Origin of the sequence: Pseudazoarcus pumilus (assembly GCF_002872475.1) — a bacterium.
Lineage (GTDB): Bacteria > Pseudomonadota > Gammaproteobacteria > Burkholderiales > Rhodocyclaceae > Pseudazoarcus > Pseudazoarcus pumilus.
In genome coordinates, this window is sequence record NZ_CP025682.1 from 2559760 (window position 1) to 2578051 (window position 18292).

General features: G+C 68.5%; 13 protein-coding genes. 8 read left to right on the forward strand and 5 right to left on the reverse strand.

Going from position 1 to position 18292, the window contains the following annotated elements; genetic code table 11:
- The first annotated feature begins 153 nt into the window (after positions 1 to 153).
- The 6 genes from rfaP to C0099_RS12560 all read left to right on the forward strand — a co-directional run bounded on the left by rfaP (position 154) and on the right by C0099_RS12560 (position 9338).
- On the forward strand, positions 154 to 972 hold the full coding sequence (gene rfaP, locus C0099_RS12540) for a lipopolysaccharide core heptose(I) kinase RfaP (RefSeq protein ID WP_102247729.1): 819 nt from the start codon (positions 154 to 156) through the stop codon (positions 970 to 972).
- A complete protein-coding gene (locus C0099_RS12545; RefSeq protein ID WP_102247730.1) occupies positions 969 to 1718 on the forward strand; it encodes a lipopolysaccharide kinase InaA family protein in 750 nt (249 codons plus the stop codon). Before rfaP ends, C0099_RS12545 begins: the two co-directional genes overlap by 4 nt.
- On the forward strand, positions 1715 to 3130 hold the full coding sequence (locus C0099_RS12550) for a lipopolysaccharide kinase InaA family protein (protein WP_102247731.1): 1416 nt from the start codon (positions 1715 to 1717) through the stop codon (positions 3128 to 3130). The genes C0099_RS12545 and C0099_RS12550 overlap by 4 nt, the downstream gene beginning before the upstream one ends.
- 84 nt (positions 3131 to 3214) lie before the next feature.
- Positions 3215 to 6418 (forward strand): glycosyltransferase, encoded by a 3204-nt coding sequence (locus tag C0099_RS12555; protein WP_102247732.1) that lies wholly within the window; start codon positions 3215 to 3217, stop codon positions 6416 to 6418.
- A gap of 3 nt (positions 6419 to 6421) precedes the next feature.
- Positions 6422 to 6628, forward strand: a complete 207-nt coding sequence (locus C0099_RS15885; protein WP_123785255.1) for a hypothetical protein — start codon at positions 6422 to 6424, stop codon at positions 6626 to 6628.
- A gap of 82 nt (positions 6629 to 6710) precedes the next feature.
- The gene (locus tag C0099_RS12560) at positions 6711 to 9338 is read left to right on the forward strand and encodes a S8 family peptidase (protein WP_102247733.1); all 2628 of its coding nucleotides are present in this window, start codon (positions 6711 to 6713) and stop codon (positions 9336 to 9338) included.
- 80 nt (positions 9339 to 9418) lie between these two features.
- Here C0099_RS12560 and C0099_RS12565 read toward each other — a convergent pair whose 3' ends face one another.
- From C0099_RS12565 to C0099_RS12580, 4 genes are all read right to left on the reverse strand, one after another.
- Positions 9419 to 9988, reverse strand: coding sequence for a hypothetical protein (locus C0099_RS12565; protein ID WP_102247734.1), 570 nt, complete (start codon positions 9986 to 9988; stop codon positions 9419 to 9421).
- A 194-nt stretch (positions 9989 to 10182) separates the two neighbouring features.
- On the reverse strand, positions 10183 to 12003 hold the full coding sequence (gene msbA / locus C0099_RS12570) for a lipid A export permease/ATP-binding protein MsbA (protein WP_102247735.1): 1821 nt from the start codon (positions 12001 to 12003) through the stop codon (positions 10183 to 10185).
- 79 nt (positions 12004 to 12082) lie between these two features.
- Positions 12083 to 12931 carry an RNA polymerase sigma factor RpoH gene (rpoH, locus tag C0099_RS12575; RefSeq protein WP_102247736.1) on the reverse strand — a complete coding sequence of 283 codons (849 nt, stop codon included), beginning with the start codon at positions 12929 to 12931 and terminating at the stop codon, positions 12083 to 12085.
- A 79-nt stretch (positions 12932 to 13010) separates the two neighbouring features.
- Complete coding sequence (locus tag C0099_RS12580) at positions 13011 to 13688, reverse strand: acetyltransferase (protein WP_164084917.1); 678 nt, start codon at positions 13686 to 13688, stop codon at positions 13011 to 13013.
- Between the two features lie 128 nt (positions 13689 to 13816).
- Between C0099_RS12580 and C0099_RS12585 the strand changes: the two genes are divergently transcribed.
- On the forward strand, positions 13817 to 14410 hold the full coding sequence (locus tag C0099_RS12585) for a BUD32 family EKC/KEOPS complex subunit (protein WP_102247738.1): 594 nt from the start codon (positions 13817 to 13819) through the stop codon (positions 14408 to 14410).
- A gap of 201 nt (positions 14411 to 14611) precedes the next feature.
- Positions 14612 to 16831, forward strand: a complete 2220-nt coding sequence (locus C0099_RS12590) for a lipopolysaccharide kinase InaA family protein (protein WP_102247739.1) — start codon at positions 14612 to 14614, stop codon at positions 16829 to 16831.
- On the opposite strand, the gene C0099_RS12595 is transcribed toward C0099_RS12590, so the two are convergent.
- Positions 16828 to 18282 carry a hypothetical protein gene (locus tag C0099_RS12595; protein ID WP_102247740.1) on the reverse strand — a complete coding sequence of 485 codons (1455 nt, stop codon included), beginning with the start codon at positions 18280 to 18282 and terminating at the stop codon, positions 16828 to 16830. The two genes, C0099_RS12590 and C0099_RS12595, sit on opposite strands and share 4 nt — an antisense overlap.
- Between the last annotated feature and the right edge of the window lie 10 nt (positions 18283 to 18292).

Sequence of the window (18292 nt, forward strand, 5' to 3'; positions counted from 1 at the left end):
TTCCCATCGTAGGTCGCATCGAGCCGAAGGCGAGGGCGACGCCCCGGCCCGAACCTCCGCCTCGCCGCGCCAGGCCCTGCCGGGGATGTCGCACTCGCTGCGCTCGTCACGACCTACGCGCTCGTCACGACCCAAGGATGCGAGGGGCGATCGATGAACCACGTGTGGCTCGCCCCGCCCTTCGACCGCCTGTGGGCGGACCGCGACCCCTTCGAGGCCGTCGAGGCCCTGCAGGGCGAGACCTTCCGCGAACTGGAAGCACGCCGTACCCTGCGCTTCGAAATCGAGGGACGTGCCTATTTCGCCAAGCTGCACCGCGGCGTGGGCTGGTTCGAGATCGTCGAGAATCTGGCGCGCGGGCGCATTCCGGTGCTCGGTGCGGAGAACGAGTACTCCGCCATCGGCCGGCTGGAAGAACTCGGCGTGGCCACCATGACGCCGGTGGCCTTCGGCCAGCGCGGCGCCAATCCGGCCACGCGGCGCTCGTTTCTGGTCACCGAGGCGCTTGAACCGACGCAGCCGCTCGACGAACACTGCCGCAGCTGGCGCAACGACCCGCCCGATACGCGCTGGCGCCGCGCCGTGATCGAGCGCGTGGCCGAAATGACGCGGCGCATGCACGAGGGCGGCATCAACCACCGCGATCTGTATCTGGTGCACTTCCTGCTGCATCTCGACCCGGCTCCGACGCCGGACGATTTCCGCATCTCGCTGATCGACCTGCACCGCGCGCAGATTCGCGCAAGCACCCCGCGCCGCTGGCGCGACAAGGATCTGGCCGCGCTGAATTTCGCCTCGCTGGAAGCGGGCCTGACTGACCGCGACCGGCTGCGCTTTGCACGCATCTACTTCGGACGGCCGCTGCGCGCGGTGCTGCGCGACGAGGCACGGCTGTTCGCGTTTCTCGAGCGCGAGGGCCTGCGCCTGATGGCGCGCTGGAAACGAAAATTCGCTCCGGGAGCGACGTCGTGAAGCACTGGACGCTCGCCCCCGAATACGCGCACGGCGCAGCCGCCGAGGCCTTCGCGAGCCTGGATGCGGTGTTCGACCTGTGCGGCGAGCATGTGGCCGCCGCGCCGATGTCCGAAGTCGTGCGCGTCGACATCGCCGGCACGCGCTATTACGTCAAGCGCTACAGCGGCGCCGGCAAGAACCCGCTGCGGCGCTGGTTCGCGCGACCGCGCGTGCAGATCGAGTGGGAGAACCTGCGCCGTTTCGCTGCCTGGAGCATTCCCACCGCCCCCGTCGTCGGCTACGGACTGGAACGCCGCGCCGGCGCCTTCGTGCGCGGCGCGATGATCACCGAGGAAATCCCCGACACCAGCGATCTGGCGGCCCTGGCGATCCGGGACGACACGCGCCTGCACGACGGGGCGTGGGTCGATGCGGTGTCGCGCCAGATCGCGCGCATCGCGCGCACGCTGCACGCCCACCGCTTCGCCCACAACGACCTCAAGTGGCGCAACCTGCTGGTCACGACGGGCGAGGCGTCCACGGTGTTCCTGATCGACTGCCCCGCAGGCATGCACTGGCCCGAGCCGTTCCTGCGTCACCGCATCGTCAAGGATCTGGCCTGCCTGGACAAGGTCGCCAAGCAGCAACTCACGCGCACCCAGCGCCTGCGCTTCTACCATCACTACACCGGCCGCACACGCCTGAATGCGGCTGATCGCAAGCGCATCCGCCACGTGCTGCGCTACTTCGAGGGGCGCGAATGAGCGCGCCACGCACCGATGTCGCGACGCTGCGCGCGGCCGGACGCGAACCCGCGCTGCCTGCGACGCTGTTGCTCGACGACGGACGCGAACTGCATCTGCTGCGCGCGCTGCGCGTGCTGCCCGGCAAGCGGCTGACCGCCGAAGCACAACTCGACGGCGAGCCGGTGCTCGCCAAGCTCTTCCTCTCCGCCAAGGCCTCCCGCCACGCAGCGCGCGAACGCGCCGGGCTCGAAGCGTTGATCGCCGCCGGCTTGCCCACGCCGGCACACGTGGCCGATGCGACCCTGCACGGCGGGGGCGAACTGGTCGCCACACGCTTTCTACCCGGCGCGACCAGCCTGCTCGATGCCTGGAACGCACTGCCACGCCCGCCCGCAGACACCGCCGCCATCGCCTTGCTGGCACCGGCACTGGCGCTGCTCGCGCGCATGCACGCGGCCGGGCTGACCCAGAGCGATCTGCATCTGGGCAATTTCCTGCAGCAGGGCAATACGCTGTATCTGGTCGACGGCGACGCGGTCGAATCCCATCCCGCCCCGCTCGCGCCAGATGCGGCGCGCGCGAACCTGGCCATTCTGCTTGCGCAATTGCCCCTGTCCTGGGACGCCCACCTGAACGCGCTGATCGCGCCCTATGTCGCGGCCGGCGGCGACGCACCGGAACCCGCGGCCCTGCTGCGCGAAATCGCCGCGGTGCGCGAATGGCGTCTGACCGACCTGCTCGCCAAGAGCGTGCGCGACTGTTCGCTGTTCGCCGTGAGCCGCTCGGCCACGCGCTTCAGCTCGGTCGTGCGCGACGAGGCGGACGCGCTCGCCCCGCTGCTCGCCGACCCGGACGCGGCGATGCTCGCCGGGACCGTGCTCAAGGATGGCAACACCGCGACGGTCGCGCGCATCGACGTCGGCGCACGCGCGCTGGTCATCAAGCGCTACAACCTCAAGAGCGCACGCCACGCCCTGTCGCGTCTGTGGCGCCCCTCGCGCGCCTGGCATTCCTGGCGCGCCGCCCACCGACTGGCCTTCTTCGGCATCGCCACGCCACGCCCGCTCGCGCTCATCGAGGAACGCGCCGGCCCGCTGCGCCGACGCGCCTGGCTCGTCACCGAACACTGCCCGGGGCCGAACCTGCTCGAAGTGCTCGACGCCGACGCGCCGCCCCCCGACCACATCGCCGCCGCGCTGAGCGAGACCTTGCGCACCTTGCACACGGCCCGCATCCATCACGGCGACCTCAAGGCCACCAACCTGCTGTGGCACGACGCGCGCCTGTGGCTGATCGATCTGGACGCGACCACCGCGCATCGCTCGAGCGCGGCATTCGAGCGCGCCTGGGCGCGCGACCGCGCACGGCTGCTGCGCAACTGGCCGGCCGGAAGCGCGCTGGTCGAGTGGCTGGAGCGCGCCCTGCCATGAGTCGTCACGGGCTCGCGGTATCATTGTCGCCCTCGCCGACCGGCCGCGCGCCGGCGGCCTGACTCACCGCAGCCGGAACAGCGCATGCAGCAAACCCAGGTCAGCGTGGTGGTGCCCGCATACAACCACGCCCGCTACGTCGTCGAAGCCGTCGAAAGCGTCCTCGCGCAGGACATCGACGGTCTCGAGTGCATCGTCATCGATGACGCCTCCACCGACGACACGCGCGAGCGGTTGGCCACCCTCGACGACACGAGAGTGCGCGTGATGCACCACGACACCAACCGCGGCGCGCACGCGACGCTGACCGAAGGCCTGGACGCCGCGCGCGGGCGCGTGCTTGCCGTGCTCAACTCCGACGACCGCTACCTGCCAGGCCGACTGGCCGAATGCATGGCGTACATCGACGCCGGCCATGATCTGGTCGGCAGCGACATCCGCCTGATCGACGGCGACGGCGCCGAGGTGCTGGAACACTGGTGGATCGATGCCTTCGCCGCGCTCAAGCGGGTGCGCGCCGACGGCGGCGACTGGGTCGCCAGCCTGCTCGAGGGCAACGTCTTCATGACCACCTCGAACATGGTGTTCACCCGAGCGCTGTGGCAGCGCCTGCGCCCGCTGCGCAATCTGCGCTACGTGCATGACTATGACTTCGTGCTGCGCGCGTTGCGCGAGGGCGCACGCCTGGACTGGATCGACACGCCGCTGCTCGACTACCGCCTGCACGAGGCGAACACGATCTCTGCCGGGCCGCTGGCGGCCAACCTCGAATGCACGGCCTTGCTGCGCGAACACCTGCCGGCACTGCTCGCGCGTACCGATGCCCCGGAGACTGCCCTGCAGCATCTGGCCTCGCAGTGGTCACGCTGCGAGCGCTACGAAGTCGACATCCTGCGCGCATTGCAGCACGAAGCGCTGGTCGAGAAGGACCGCGACTGGGGACGCATGGTCGAGGACCGCGACCGCTGGATCGCCGAGCGCGATGCCTGGATTGCCGAGCGCGATGCCTGGATTGCCGAGCGCGACCGCCGCATACGGGATCGCGATGACTGGATCGTCGAGCGCGACATGCTGATTGCAACCTTGCGGGTACGCCTGGACGAATTGCACCGCACACCGCTGCGCTACGCCTGGCGCCGGACCCGCGAGCGGCTCGGACACTTGCGCAGTCGCGCGGCACGCGCATTCTCGGCGATGCAGCTGCCCGGACGCCGGGCTCCGACCCGCGCAGCCGGCTTCAATGCGCTACGCGGCGGCGTCGAACGCGCTGGCGCGGGACTGTCCGCGATCAGTTTCGACGTGTTCGACACCCTGGTCGAACGCTGTGTCGAACCGCCCGAATGGATCCACCGGCGCGTTGCCCACGAACTGGCGAACGCACTCGCACGCGACGACATCGATACCGTGTGGGCCGCCCGCCGCAACGCCGAGACACGCCTGCGCAAGCGCGCGCTCGAGGACGGACGCGACCACGAATGTCATTACGACGAGTTGCTGCACGCATGGGTGACCGAACTGTGCGGTCGTCCCGACGCGGCGCTGATCGCGCGCGCACAGGACTTCGAGGCACGCCTCGAACGCCATGCCTTGCGCGCCAAGCCCGGCGCGGCGGCCTTCCTCGCATGGGCGCGGGAACGCGGTCTGCGCTGCATCGCGGTCTCCGACATGTATCTGGGCGAGAGCCATGTGCGCGAGATCCTCGCGCACTGCGGACTGGGCGAGTCGATCGACGCCGTGCACGTCTCGTCCGAGCATGGTCTGGCCAAGTACTCGACGCGGCTGCACGCACATGTGCTCGAACTCGAGGGGCTGACGGTCGCGCAGGTGCTGCATGTGGGCGACAATCTCTATTCGGACGCGCTGGCCCCCTGCCGCATCGGCATGCACGGCGTGTGGTTCGACGACGCGCGCGCGCGTCGCCGCCGCCGGCGCCAGCGTCGTTCGGCACAGATGACCGCCCGCGGCGGCATCTGGCCGGGCCGCATGCAGGCCGAGATCGTCGCCGAGCGGCTCGCACTCGAGGCGCGCACGACCGATGCCGACCCCTACTACCGCTACGGGCTGGAAGTGCTCGGCCCGATCTTCTCGCTGTTCACACTCGGACTGGTCGAGCGGCTGCGTGCACGGCCCGCCGACCGGCTGATGTTCCTCGCGCGCGACGGCCATCTGTTCATGCGCATGTACGCGCGCTGGCGCGAACTGGACGACGACGACGCGCTGCCCGAGCCGTCCTATGTCTACGCCAGCCGACGCGTGGTCGCCAGCGCCGCCGTCGCCGACGGACTCACCGCGGCGATGATCCCCATCGCACTGGCCAATCCCAAGCAGTGCGGGCTCGCATCCATCCTCAAGACCTACGGTCTGCTTGCCGAGGATTTCCAGGAAGCTGCCGCGCGCCACGGCCTGCAGCCAATCGATGCGCCGCTGGCAGCGGCCGACGACGAACGCCTGACGGCCTTTCTCGCCGACGACGCGGTGCAGGCGGCGATCCGCACCCACGGGCGGCGCGCACGCACGCGGCTGGAGAAGTATTTCGAGCAGCAGGGATTCTTCGGCAGCCGCGACGTGGCCTTCGTCGACATCGGCTGGAATGGCACGATCCAGCATTTTCTCGCCGAGAGCTTCGGCACGCGCGCCGACTACCCCGACGTGGCCGGCTACTACTTCGCACTGGTCAACAGCTTCCACACGCCGGGCGAGCGCTGCGGCCTCACCGACGGCCTGCTGCTCGACGGCAAGCGCGGCAACCCGTGCGAACGTGCGGCGATGGATTTCGAAGAGTTGTTCGAGCAGGGCGCGCGCGCGCTCGAAGCCACCACGCTGAGCTACGACGAGGATGCCGACGGCCGCGTCATCCCAGTCCTCAAGGGCGACGACGCCCCCGACCGTCGCGAGGAACTGGCCTGCAATCCGCGCATCGACGCGCTGCAGCGCGGCGTGCTCGCCCACCTGGAACACTTCCACGCCGCACAAACGCTGACCGGCTTCGATTTCGAGGCGCTGCGTCCCTACGGTCTGGCGCTGATCGAGCGCGCCGTGGTCTATCCCGAGCGCGACGAGGTCGCGCTGGTCGGCGGCCTGGCGCATTCGGAGGATTTCGGTCACGACCACGTGCTCGACATTTCCGGCGGCGACATCGGCTGGCGCGACTTCCTGAGACCACGCCGGCTCTCGCAGCGCCTGCGCGCGCAGGCCTGGCGCTACGCCCCCTTCGCCCGTTTTCGCAACCCGCTGCCGGCCCTCCTAGCGCGCGTGCAGCATCTGCGCCAGTTGCGCGGGAGGCCCTGACCCATGCGACGTCGACGACTCGTTCTCGCCCCGTCCAGGCTGTGGCTGATGAACCAGCCCTTCCGCGTGCTGGGCGCCGCCGCACGCGGCTTCGGACCCGGCTCGGGCAACGTGCTGCGCGTCTGGGGCGGTGCCCTGCGCGACACGCTCGTCGACCCCGACCGCCTGCGCTGGTGGCTGGTCCGTGCGCTCAACCCGCGCCGGCGCTGAACCGGGACCCGCGAAGATTGCCTAAACGGCTCAAAGCCGATAGCTTTCACCCCATCGTCATAGACCGACCGGAACCCTGCCCGTGACCGCTCGCCACCTCGCCCTCGCCCTGTGCGCGCTGACGCTCGCCGCCACGCCGCTTTCCTCGCAGTCCCAGACCTGGTCCGGGGCCGTCGCGACCGCGCCCGCGACATCGACCTGGCTGCTCGCCGTACAGGTCCATCCGCGCAACGCCATCGCCGACATGGATGTGCCCCCCGACGAGGCCCTGGAAGCGATCGCGACCGCCACCGGAACCACGGTCGCGTTCGTCGGACGCGCCACGTCGCGCGGCCCCTTCCTGTTGCGCCTGAGCGACGGCGATGACTTCGATGCAATCAGCGATGGTGCCAATGCGGTGCGCATGCTCGACGACGTGCTGTGGGTCTCGATTCTTTCCGAGGCCGACGCCGCCGCCCCTGTCACACCATCGTCCGGAGGACCGGCGCAGGCCGCAGGCGAGACAGTCTCGCGCATCCTGGTGAACTTCCGCGACCCGGCCACGCAACGGGCTCGTTCGCGCCAGGACGCCCTGCCCGAGTTGCTGATCGAGGCCATGCGCCGGCAGGCCGGCAGCAACCTCGAGCTGGTCCGCGCGATGTCGGGCGGCGCCTGGGTGTTCGATCTGCCCCAAGCACTGCCCGAGCCCGACGCCGTGGCGCTGATCGCACGGCTACGGGCGATGCCGCAGGTCGCGTCGGTCAGCGCCTCGCAACGCGTCCTGCCGCAATTGGAGCCGAATGATCCCTACTTTCCGATCACCGGCTCACTGGGCCAGTACAACCTGGTCGCGCCCGGCACCGCGGGCCCTTGGGGCGGCCCGGTGTTCGGCATCGATGCGGTCAACGCCTGGAACATCACGACCGGCTCGACCAATAACCGCGTCGCGGTGCTCGACACCGGCGTGCTGTTCAACCACCCCGACATCGCCGGCCGGTTCATGCCGGGCTACGACTTCGTCGACAACGACAGCAACGCCTCCGACCCCGGTGACTACTGCAACGTGGAAGGTCAGGAGAGCGCCAGTTCCTGGCACGGCACCCACATTTCCGGCACCATCGCCGCGAACACCAACGACGGCGTCGGCGCGGCCGGCGTCGACTGGGCCACGCGCATCGTGCCGGTGCGGGTGCTCGGCCAGTGCGGCGGCATGGCCGAGGACGTCATCGACGGCATGCGCTGGGCGGCCGGCCTGCCCGTTCCCGGCACGCCGGTGAATGCCAATCCGGTTCGTGTCATCAACCTGAGTCTGGCCGGCATCGGCGCCTGTACCGCGTCCTGGCAGCAGGTCATTGACGACGTCACCGCCGCCGGGGCGCTGGTGATCGTCTCGGCCGGCAACTACCAGAGTCCGATCGACAACTATTCCCCGGCCTCGTGCAACGGCGTGATCACCGTCGTCGCCTCCGACCCCAACGGCGACAAGGCCTCCTACAGCAATTTCGGCGGCAACCGACTGCCCGAACTGGCCGCACCCGGCGGCGACCTGGGCCGCTTCGGCGATGTCCGTGCGGGCATTATCGCGGCCGGCAATGACGGCACGACAACCCCAAAAAACAACGTAATGATGTCTATGTCCGGCACCAGCATGGCCGTGCCGCACGTGGTGGGCACCGCCTCGCTGATGTTGGCCATCAACCCGGCGCTGTCACCGTCGCAACTGTTCTCGATGATCACCGCCACCGAGAATCTCACCGCGTTCGCGCACGATTCGGACTTCACGTTCAACTATCCGCTGGGAGGACGGGGCATCCTCAACGCCTACAAGGCCGTGCAGGCGGCGCAGGCCACCGTCCAGCCACCGGCGCCGGGGGGCGCGGCGCCGATGCTGCTGCGCGACGCGATCTACCTGTACGGACAGCCGCTCACGGCGAACGGCGGCCAGAACCTGGTCGGCGTCGATTGCGACGTGTTCCAGCTCGTGCTCGACGTCACGTCGGGCCACACCGACCTGGCCATGGGTCAGGCCTCGACGCTGGCCGGCTCGCTGGCCGGCGCGACGCCCTACCCGGACCGCATTTTCTCGTCTGCCGCGATGTTCGCCTATGCGCTCTACGGCCCGGAGCAGGTCAAGAGCTTCACCGCACGCGACGCGATCACGCCGGAATCGGAAGACGTCGTAGGCACTGCCACGGCTTTCGGCTACTGCTTCTCGCGCAACCCGGACGCACGCGTCTACGCGCATGACAAGACGAGTTGCACCAACGTCTATTCGGACGGACGACAGACCGCCTGCACCGCGACCGACAACGGTGTCGGCGGCGCCGCACCGAGCGCGATGACGCTGCGCGACGCGATCTATCTGTACGGCGAGGATGTGCGTGCCGACGGCCAGCTGCAGCTGGGTGGCGACCAATGTGACGTGCTGCAACTGGTGCTCGACGTCGAATCCGGGCACGCCGACCTCACCATGACCGAAGGCGCGTCGTCCTTCGACTACCCCGACCGCATCTTCGCCGCAGCCGACATGTTCGCCTACGCGCTGTATTCGGACGCGCCGCACAAGCGCTTCGGCCTGGGCCAGCATGACGGCGACGCGGACGGGCTGGTCGGCAATGCCACGGCCTTCGCGTACTGCTACTCCACCCAGCCGGACGCCTACGTCTATTGGAAGGACGGTCAGACGCCGATGTGCACGAGGTCAAACGGGCAAGAAACCACCTGCCCGTAGGTCGGCGCGAGCGCAGCGAGGTCCGGGCAGCGGCGGCGAGGCGGGCGGTAACTTTCTTGAGCGACCGCGCGCCACCGCAATCAGTCGAAGAACTCGTCGTAGGTGTTCCAGAAAGCGCTGTCCGCGTTGGCCTTGGTCGAGAAGCAGTAGCCGAACGCCGTCACCCGGGCCGGCTGGTTGTCGCCCTCGTAGTCCCCGTTCTTGAGCAAGAAGCCTTTGAGCGGATTGTTGGAGTAGAGGGTGTAGGCGAACATGCCGGCCCCGACGCCCAGCTTGTCCGGATAAATACTCATACCCTGGCTCAGTTGATACTCCGACGTCCCCGCCGCCTCTACGGTCACCAGGGACACCGCCCCGTCGAGCACCGTCATCACGAGCTGGTAGATGTCGCAATCGACGGCCAGGAACAAGAGTTCGTACCCCTCCGGCACGATGTTCTCGTGGTAACGATAGTGCGCATCACGCAGCAGCAGATTGCCGTTGACCAGTGCGTTGGGCTTGACGGTGGAACTCCCGTTAGCCCGCTCCTGCTCGAACTCCCAGAGCCTGTGCTCGATGGTGTCGGTCGCGTCCGGGGGAATATGCTGGGCGAACGGTCCCGTGGCGAACGTCGCCAGAAACAAGGATGACAGAATCAGTTTTGACTTCATGCGTGCTCCTCGAAAAGACGGGAAATCCCGGACGAGCTGAAGCGCGATCGGGCCAACCGATGGTACATCTTCACGCCCCGCATGGATCATGTTGCATGTCTGTGCGTGGAATAGTTCGCACCCGCACCACACCGGCTTGAACTCCGCCGGCCTACGCGCGACCAGGCCCGCCGAAGAGATGGACCCATGCCCGACTAGCCGGCGGCGTCCGCGTCGCTGAACTGCACCGCGTGCAGCCGCGCGTAATGGCCGCCGACCGCCAGCAATTCGGCGTGGGTGCCGCGCTCGACGATGCACCCGCGTTCCATGACGAGGATCTGGTCGGCCTTCTCGATGGTGGACAGGCGGTGGGCGATGACCAGCGTGGTGCGGCCCTGCATGACGCGGTCGAGCGCGGCCTGGATGTGGCGTTCGGATTCGGTATCGAGTGCCGAGGTGGCTTCGTCGAGGATGAGCAGCGGCGCGTCCTTGAGCACGGCGCGGGCAATCGCCAGGCGCTGACGCTGGCCGCCCGAGAGCAGCACGCCGTTTTCGCCGACGACGGTGTCCAGCCCCTGGGGGAGATGATCGATGAACTCGCGCGCATAGGCTGCCTCGGCCGCGGCCTCGATGGCCTCGCGCGGCGCACCCGCCAGATCGCCGTAGGCGATGTTGTTGGCGACGGTGTCGTTGAACAGCGTCACGTGCTGGGTGACCAGCGCGATGTGACGGCGCAGGTTGCGCAGCGTGTAGTCCTCGACGTCGACACCGTCGATCAGGATGGCGCCGCGCTCGTGGTGGTAGAAACGCGGGATCAGACTCGCCAGCGTGGACTTGCCGCTGCCCGAACGCCCCACCAGCGCGATCATCTGCCCTGGCTCGGCGGTGAAGCTGACGCCGTCGAGCACGTCGAGATCACCGCCGGGATAGCGGAAGCTCAGGTCGCGCACCTCCAGGCGACCAGACACGCGCTCGCGCTCGATGCTGCCGGAATCGGGCTCGACCGGCTGGTCGAGCTGCTCGAAGATGCTCTCCGCCCCGGCGAGACCCTTCTGGATCGTGGAGCTGACTTCGGAGAGCTGGCGGATGGGCTTGGGCAGCAGGCCGGCAGCGGTGATGTAGGCCACCAGGTCGCCCGCGGTGGCGTCGCCGCGCAGCAGCAGCACCAGGAACAGCAACACGGCCATGGCGCTGAAGGTCACCAGCTGCAGCGACGGCGTGAACACCGCGGCGGTCTTCACCATGCGCAATTGGCGCGCCATGTTGTCCTGGCTGGCCTCGCCGAAACGGCGCGATTCGTACTCCTCGCCGCCGAAACTGCGCACCACGCGATAGCCCTGGATGGTCTCCGAGGCGACATGGGTAACGTCGCCCATGCTCGCCTGGATCTTGCGGCTTTGCTTGCGGAACTTGCGGCTGGCGCTGCTCACCATGACGCCGATCAGCGGCAGGATGGCGAGCATCACCAGCGTGAGCTTCCAGTTCATCCACAGCAGGTAGGCGAACAGGAATACGATGGTCAGACCTTCGCGCACGACGGTCTTGATCGCGTCGGTGGCCGCACCGGTGACCATGGTCACGTTGTAGGTGATGCGCGAGACCAGATGGCCGGAATTGCTCTGGTCGAAGTAGCCGTTGGGCAGACGCAGCAGGCTGTCGAACAGGGCGCGGCGCAGGCTGTCGATCAGCCCCAGCGACACGCGCGCCAGATAGTAGTTGCCCAGATAGGCGCCCACGCCCTGCCACGCGGCGATCGCGACCAGCATCAGCGGCACGGCGTAGAGCAGTTCCATGCCGTCGAACAGCGGCACGCCGCGAATCACCGCGGACGAGGGCTGCGTGAGGCCGTCGACGAAGTACTTGAGGATGCCCGCCATCATCGGTTGCGACGAGGCGAAGATCATGTAGCCGAGCAGGCTCACCGCGAACCAGCCCACGAACGGACGCACGTAGGTCAGCAGCCTCAGGTAGATCCTGAGGGAGGACGTGTTCGAAGGGTTCGGAGGCCGCGTCGGCGGCACCGGCGGGGTGCTCATGTGCGGCGCATATTAGCACGCGAGGGCGCCGCTCCCGGCAGGGGAACGGCGCCCTCGACGGGTCCGCTCGGGCGGCGTATCAGGCTGCGATCAGGCCGCGCATCTTCTGCATCGCACGCGCCTCGATCTGGCGGATGCGCTCGGCGGACACGCCGTATTCGGCGGCCAGCTCGTGCAGCGTCGCGCTCTTGTCCTCGACGAGCCAGCGGCGACGCACGATGTCGCGGCTGCGATCGTCGAGACTCGCCAGCGCATCGCGCAGGCCGCTGTCGTAGAGCCGCGCCTGCTCGGCCTGTTCCAGCGCCTCGGACGGCTCCGCGCCCGGGTCGGGCAGATAGGCGATGGGCGCGAAGGATTCGTCTTCGTCGTCGCCCGAGCCTTCCAGCGGCATGTCGCGGCCCGAAAGCCGCGTTTCCATTTCGACGACTTCCTCGGGCTTGACGCCCAGATGGGTCGCCATCGCCTGGACTTCGTCGCGGTTGAGCGTGCCGGTGGAGGTCTTGAGGCTGCGCAGGTTGAAGAACAGCTTGCGCTGCGCCTTGGTCGTGGCGATCTTGACCAGACGCCAGTTGCGCACGATGTATTCGTGGATCTCGGCCTTGATCCAGTGGATCGCGAACGACACCAGACGCACGCCGCGCGTCGGGTCGAAGCGCTTGACCGCCTTCATCAGGCCGATGTTGCCTTCCTGGATCAGATCCGCGTGCGGCAGGCCATAACCGAGATAACCACGCGCGATCGCCACCACCAGACGCAGGTGTGACATCACCAGTTCGCGCGCCGCATCGATATCGTCGTCGTCGCGCAATCGCAGGGCCAGTTCGCGCTCCCTCTTCTCGTCGAGCAAGGGGATGCGATTGACCGCCTGAATGTACTCATCAATGCTGCCGACAGCGGTCGGCACCGGGAGCGACAAGGCTTGCATCATGAACTTGAATCCTCCTGTGCACCGAAGTTTAGCACTCGAGCGATAAGAGTGCTAACCGCACAACGAGTTCCCGATCGACTCACGCCACGCCACCGGTCACGTCCAGCGGAGATCGCTCGATGCGTCGCGCCGGACAACCCACATACACACCATCGGGCTCCGTATCGGCGACGACCACCGCGCCGGCGCCGATGAAGCAGCCATCGGCCACATGCACGCCGTTGCGCAGGACCGCCCCGAGGCCGATCACGCATCGGCTACCGATGCGCACCCGCCCGCCGGCCACTGCGCGCGCCCCGATGAAGCAGTCGTCGCCCACGCGCACATGATGCGAGAGCACCACACCCGAGCGAATGTGGACATTTTCTCCAATCTCGCAGAACGGCCCGATGATTGTCCCTTCGTCGATACAGGTATTCTCGCCTGGGCTCACGCCCTGAGCCACGCAGGCCGACGCAGCCACGAAACGCCCGATCATGTAGCCCATCGCACGCGCCTGACACAAGCGTTCTCGCCGCAACGCGTTCATGCCGGTCCACCCCAGTGGCAGGAGCATTTCGCACGAATCCGGGGGAAAGCGCGTCGAGGCCTCTTCGAAGGGCACCAACGCGAGCCCGTCGAAGCGATCGCTGGTGCAGTATTGGCGGTCCACGGTGAAGCCGACGACCGTCGTCGGCGTTTCATGGCGCAGATGATGCGCCATCACGCTGGCGAGATCGCCGGCGCCGAAAATCAGCACCCCCCTGTTCGCGGCCATGCAGCCCCCTCGTCGACCCCGTCCGTTCCCACTCCCGGCGACTGTGCCACACCGCCCGGCGGCCGGCCAGCGTCGCCTGCAGGCGTCACAGCAGGTAGACTCGCCGCACGTCATTCAGCGGAACCGTCTTGGACAAGATCACCTTAGATATCTGGCAGCGCGTGCGTGAAGGCGCAAGAGTCGTCGAGGCCGACCCCTGGGGCGACAAGGTGCTTTTGCTGCCCGACGGCACTTACGTGAAGCTGTTCCGGCGCAAGCGGCTGATCTCGTCGGCGGCGTGGTATCCGTACGCGCGACGCTTCGCCGACAATGCCGCCGCGCTGGCCGTACGCGGCGTGCCCTGCCCGCGCGTGATCGACGTACTGCGCATCCCCGCCATCGAACGCGACGCCGTGCACTATCACCCCCTGCCCGGCGAGACCCTGCGTGCGCTGGTGCGCGGCGGCGCGATGGACGACAACGAAAACGCCTATCTGCGTGACGCGTTCAATCGCTTCGTGCGTCGTCTGCACGACCAGGGCATCTATTTCCGCTCCCTGCATCTGGGCAACGTCGTGATGACGCCGCTGGGCGAACTGGGTCTGATCGACATCTCCGACATCCGCGTGCATCGCGGTCCGCTCTCGCGCTTCTGGCGGATGCGCAATCTGCGGCGCATGGAGGCCATCGCCGACGAACGCGACTGGATCGACCGCGACACCATTCTCCGCGCGAAGGACTGACCGCGCCCCCCTGACCGCGCGTCACCGTAGGTCGCCGATGAGCCGAAGGCGAATTGCGACACTCACGCCCATTCTTTGCGCGGTGTGTCGCACCTCGCTGCGCTCGCCACGACCTACAAATTCGACACGACCTATATACCTGTCCGGCCATGCACTCGGCCTGTGGCAAAATCGCGTGTTCCGTAACGCCATACCCCCCGCATGCCGTCGCGCGCCCACTACGAATTCCTGAAGGCCAATCTCGCGGCGCTGTTGCGTGGGCGACTGCGCTTACGCGAAGGACACCGGCCCGTCTCCGGGCACGCGGTGCCGGCAGACTTCGTCGGCGTGGGCGTCGCGACCTCGGCCGATGCGGCCACCGATGCGGCGGTGCTCGATGCCGTGAGCGCCCTCGGCGTGCGTCGCGTGCGCCTCGACTTCACCCAGGACGACGCGAACGGCCCTGTCGCCCGCCTTCTCGACGCGCTGATTGAAGCAGGTCACGATGTCTGGCTGCACCTGGTGCAACCGGCCGAGGCCGCACGGCGCATGCCGGGCGAGGCGGCCGGGCAGGAATGGCGGGAGTTCGTCGACAGCGTGCTGGCGCGCTGGGGCGCTCGCGTTGGCGCCGTCGAAATCGGCTCCACGGTCAACCGCCAACGCTGGGCCGGCTACACGCTGGAAGGTTTCCTTTCTGCCTGGGACATCGCCTGGCACACGGCGCGGCGCCACGACGTGACCATCGCCGGCCCGAATGTCACCGACTTCGAGCCCCCATGGACCGTCGGTCTGCTCGACCTGCTGCGCCGACGCGGGCAATTGCCCGACATTCACAGCGACAACCTCTTCGCCGAACGCGCCACCGAACCGGAACGCTGGGACCACAAGATTCTCGGCCGGCGTCTGGCGCCGCTGCTGCGCGTGAACCTGATGCGCAAGGCACGATTGCTGCAGCGCCTGGGCGCGGACGCCGGGGTGGCGCGCATGGTGTCGCCGGCCGCGTTCTGGACGCTGCCGCGCATCGAACGCCGCCTGCCCGACAGCGAACAGAAGCAGGCCGACTACCTCGCGCGCTATCTCATCCTGTGCGCGGCCTCCGGCGCGCTCGAAGCCGCCTTCTGGGGGCCGTTGGCCTGCCACCGCGAGGGGCTGATCGATGACGGCGCCGCGCCCTACCCCAGGCTCGAACGCATCACGCATTACGCCGGCATCGAGGGCGATCCGGCCCAGTGGCGCCGGCGACCGGCCTTCGACGCGCTCGCCGCCTTCAACCGCCTGATCCCCGGCAGCCTGTATGCCGGACGGCTCAATCGCGGCGACGGCCTGGAAATGCACGCCTTCGAACGCGGCGACGCCCGCGTGCACGCACTGTGGACCACCGACGGCCGGGCCGCCGCGCTGATCGACCTGTATCCGCCCGAGGCACTCGCCGCGGCCGAATGGCTGGATCGCGACGGCCGCAGCCTCGACGAGGCACCCACGCTGGTCACCGAGTCGCCGCTGTACGCACGCTGGCCCGCGAGTGCCGACGTGCGCACCAAGCCGGATGCCGCGCCGCTCGCGGACGTCGTCATCCACCGTCATTGCGCGCAGCGCCACTACTACGTGCGCGACGCCGAATGGCACGGCATCGTACGCGCGCGTGATCGCGCCGAGGCCGATCGACTGATCGCAGGCCTGCACCCGCGCGCAATCGGCGCCGCGCCCGACAAGGCCGGCTCGATGCGCCTGGCGCGCAACGCCATCTGGGCCATTCCCGATCCGCGCGATGAATCCCGTCGCCTGGTCGCCAAGCAGCCCGTGCGCCATCACCTGCACAAGCGCCTGCTCGACCGCTTCAAGCCATCCAAGGCGCGGCGCAGCTGGAACGGCGCCTGCGAGCTGCAGCGCCGCGGGCTGGGTACGGCCGCACCGGTGGCCTGGTTCGAGCAACGCTCGGGGCGCACGCTCACGCGCAACTGGTATGTATGCGAATTCGTCGCCGGCGGACTGTCGGTAGGCAACCTGTTCGCCACCTGGGCGCGTGGCGAGACTCATGCTTCGGGCATCGAACGGGACACGCTGTTTCACGCGCTGGCGGACTTTCTCGTGCGCATGCACAACCGCGGCATCCACTTCCGCGACCTGTCCGGCGGCAACATCCTGGTCCGTCAGGACGACGGACTTGCGTTCAGCCTGATCGACACCGGGCGCATCCACGTTTACCCCGCCGGCGTGCCGCTGCGCGCGCGTCTGGGCGACCTGGCGCGTGCCACCAACAAGCTGCCGCGCAGCGCTCGCGAGCGCATGCTGCGCCTGTATCTCGCGGGAATCGGGCGCAAGCTCCGCCCGTGGCACGTGTGGCCGCTGGCCATCTACGACTTCAAGGTGCGGCTCAAGCGGCGCATCGGCCGCAAGGCCTGGAAGCGCTGGTTCGCGCGCTTGCGCCCGCGCAAAGGCTAGTCGGAGACGTCCGTGCCAACGGGCGCGGCGACGATGACCGCCCCGCCGTTACCCCCGGCGAATCGCCGCACCACTTCCAGGCCGACGCCGTCCAGCCAGGGTTCGACCGGGCCGTCGCTGTCGGAAACCTCGAGCACGTACAGCGTGTGGCGCCCGCCGCGCACCGCGCGTTCGACCGCGGCACGGGCGCCGGGTGGGGCGAGCGGCACGAAATACCAGCGCGCGTAGTGCGCCACACGGCGGCTGTCGATATACACCGTGTCCGATTCTTCCGCATTGGCCGCGAGCCAGCGGCCGGCCTCGACCACGTGATGCCTGGGCTCACCGGTGGACACCACATTGGCCAGCGCGAGCAACACGGCCACCGTCACCACAGCCAGCCGCGTACCTGGCCAGCGCCCGGTGAAGCGGAACAGGCCGGCGGCGACGAAGGGCACCAGCATCAGCAGACTCAGTCCCACATAGCGCCCGGCGAGAAACTGCAGATCGGCGACGAAGACGCACAGCACCGGCAGGTGGGCGGCAAACCCCCATGCGAACAACGCATGCCGCGAGGCGCTCGAGCGCACGGCGCGCGCGTGCATGAGGAAGATCAGCGGCAGCACGAACGGACCGAGCTTCTGCACCAGCTCGAAGGGCACAAGCGCGAGCGAGCCGGCGAGCAGGATGAAGCCGGCGTTGCCCTCGGCCCAGTTCACCAGCGTCGAGGCCAGCACCGCAGCCTTTGCGTCGAAACGCTCCAGGCTGAAGCGCCCCAGATCCATCGCCAGGCGCCCGTCGAGCAGCCCGGCCGACCACGCCCACAACAGGGCGAGGCCGCTCAGCGCGGGCAGGCCGGCGATCATCGCGACCCGCCGCAGACGCTGGCCGGGCGCCGCGCTCGCCGCCTGCCAGGCCGCGAGTGCGGCGAACAGCACCAGTGCCTCGGAGCGAAACAGCGCGGCCACGAGCAGCGCCGCCTGCACCGCCAGCGCTCCAAGCCAACCGGGCCGCGCATCCCAATCGAGCGCCAGCCGGAAGGCCAGCAGCGCGAAGAACCAGCAGCCATATTCGCGCAGCAACTCATGACGGTATTCGTTGATCCCGATCACCGACAGCACCGCCAGGCAAGCCCACCAGGCCAGCTCCGGCTGGCGCCGGCCGACACAGGAGACCAAGAGCGCGCAGGTGCCGGCCATGAACAGCGCATTGAACAACTGTCCCACCGCTTCCGGACCCAGACCGGTGAGGCGGGAGCCCCAGGCCATCAGGATGGGCAGGAACAGCCAGTCGAAGGATTCGCGCGCGGCCTCCAGCCCGCCGGCCAGATAGGCCTCGGCCGTGCGCACGTAGAGCATGCCGTCGCGATTGAGGGTATTGGTCGCCAGCGCGATCGCGCTCAGCAGCAGGCTGCCGAAGAAGGCCGCCGGCGCCGGCCCCAAGGAGCGCAGGCGCTGCAGCGCCGCATTCATCGTCGCACGC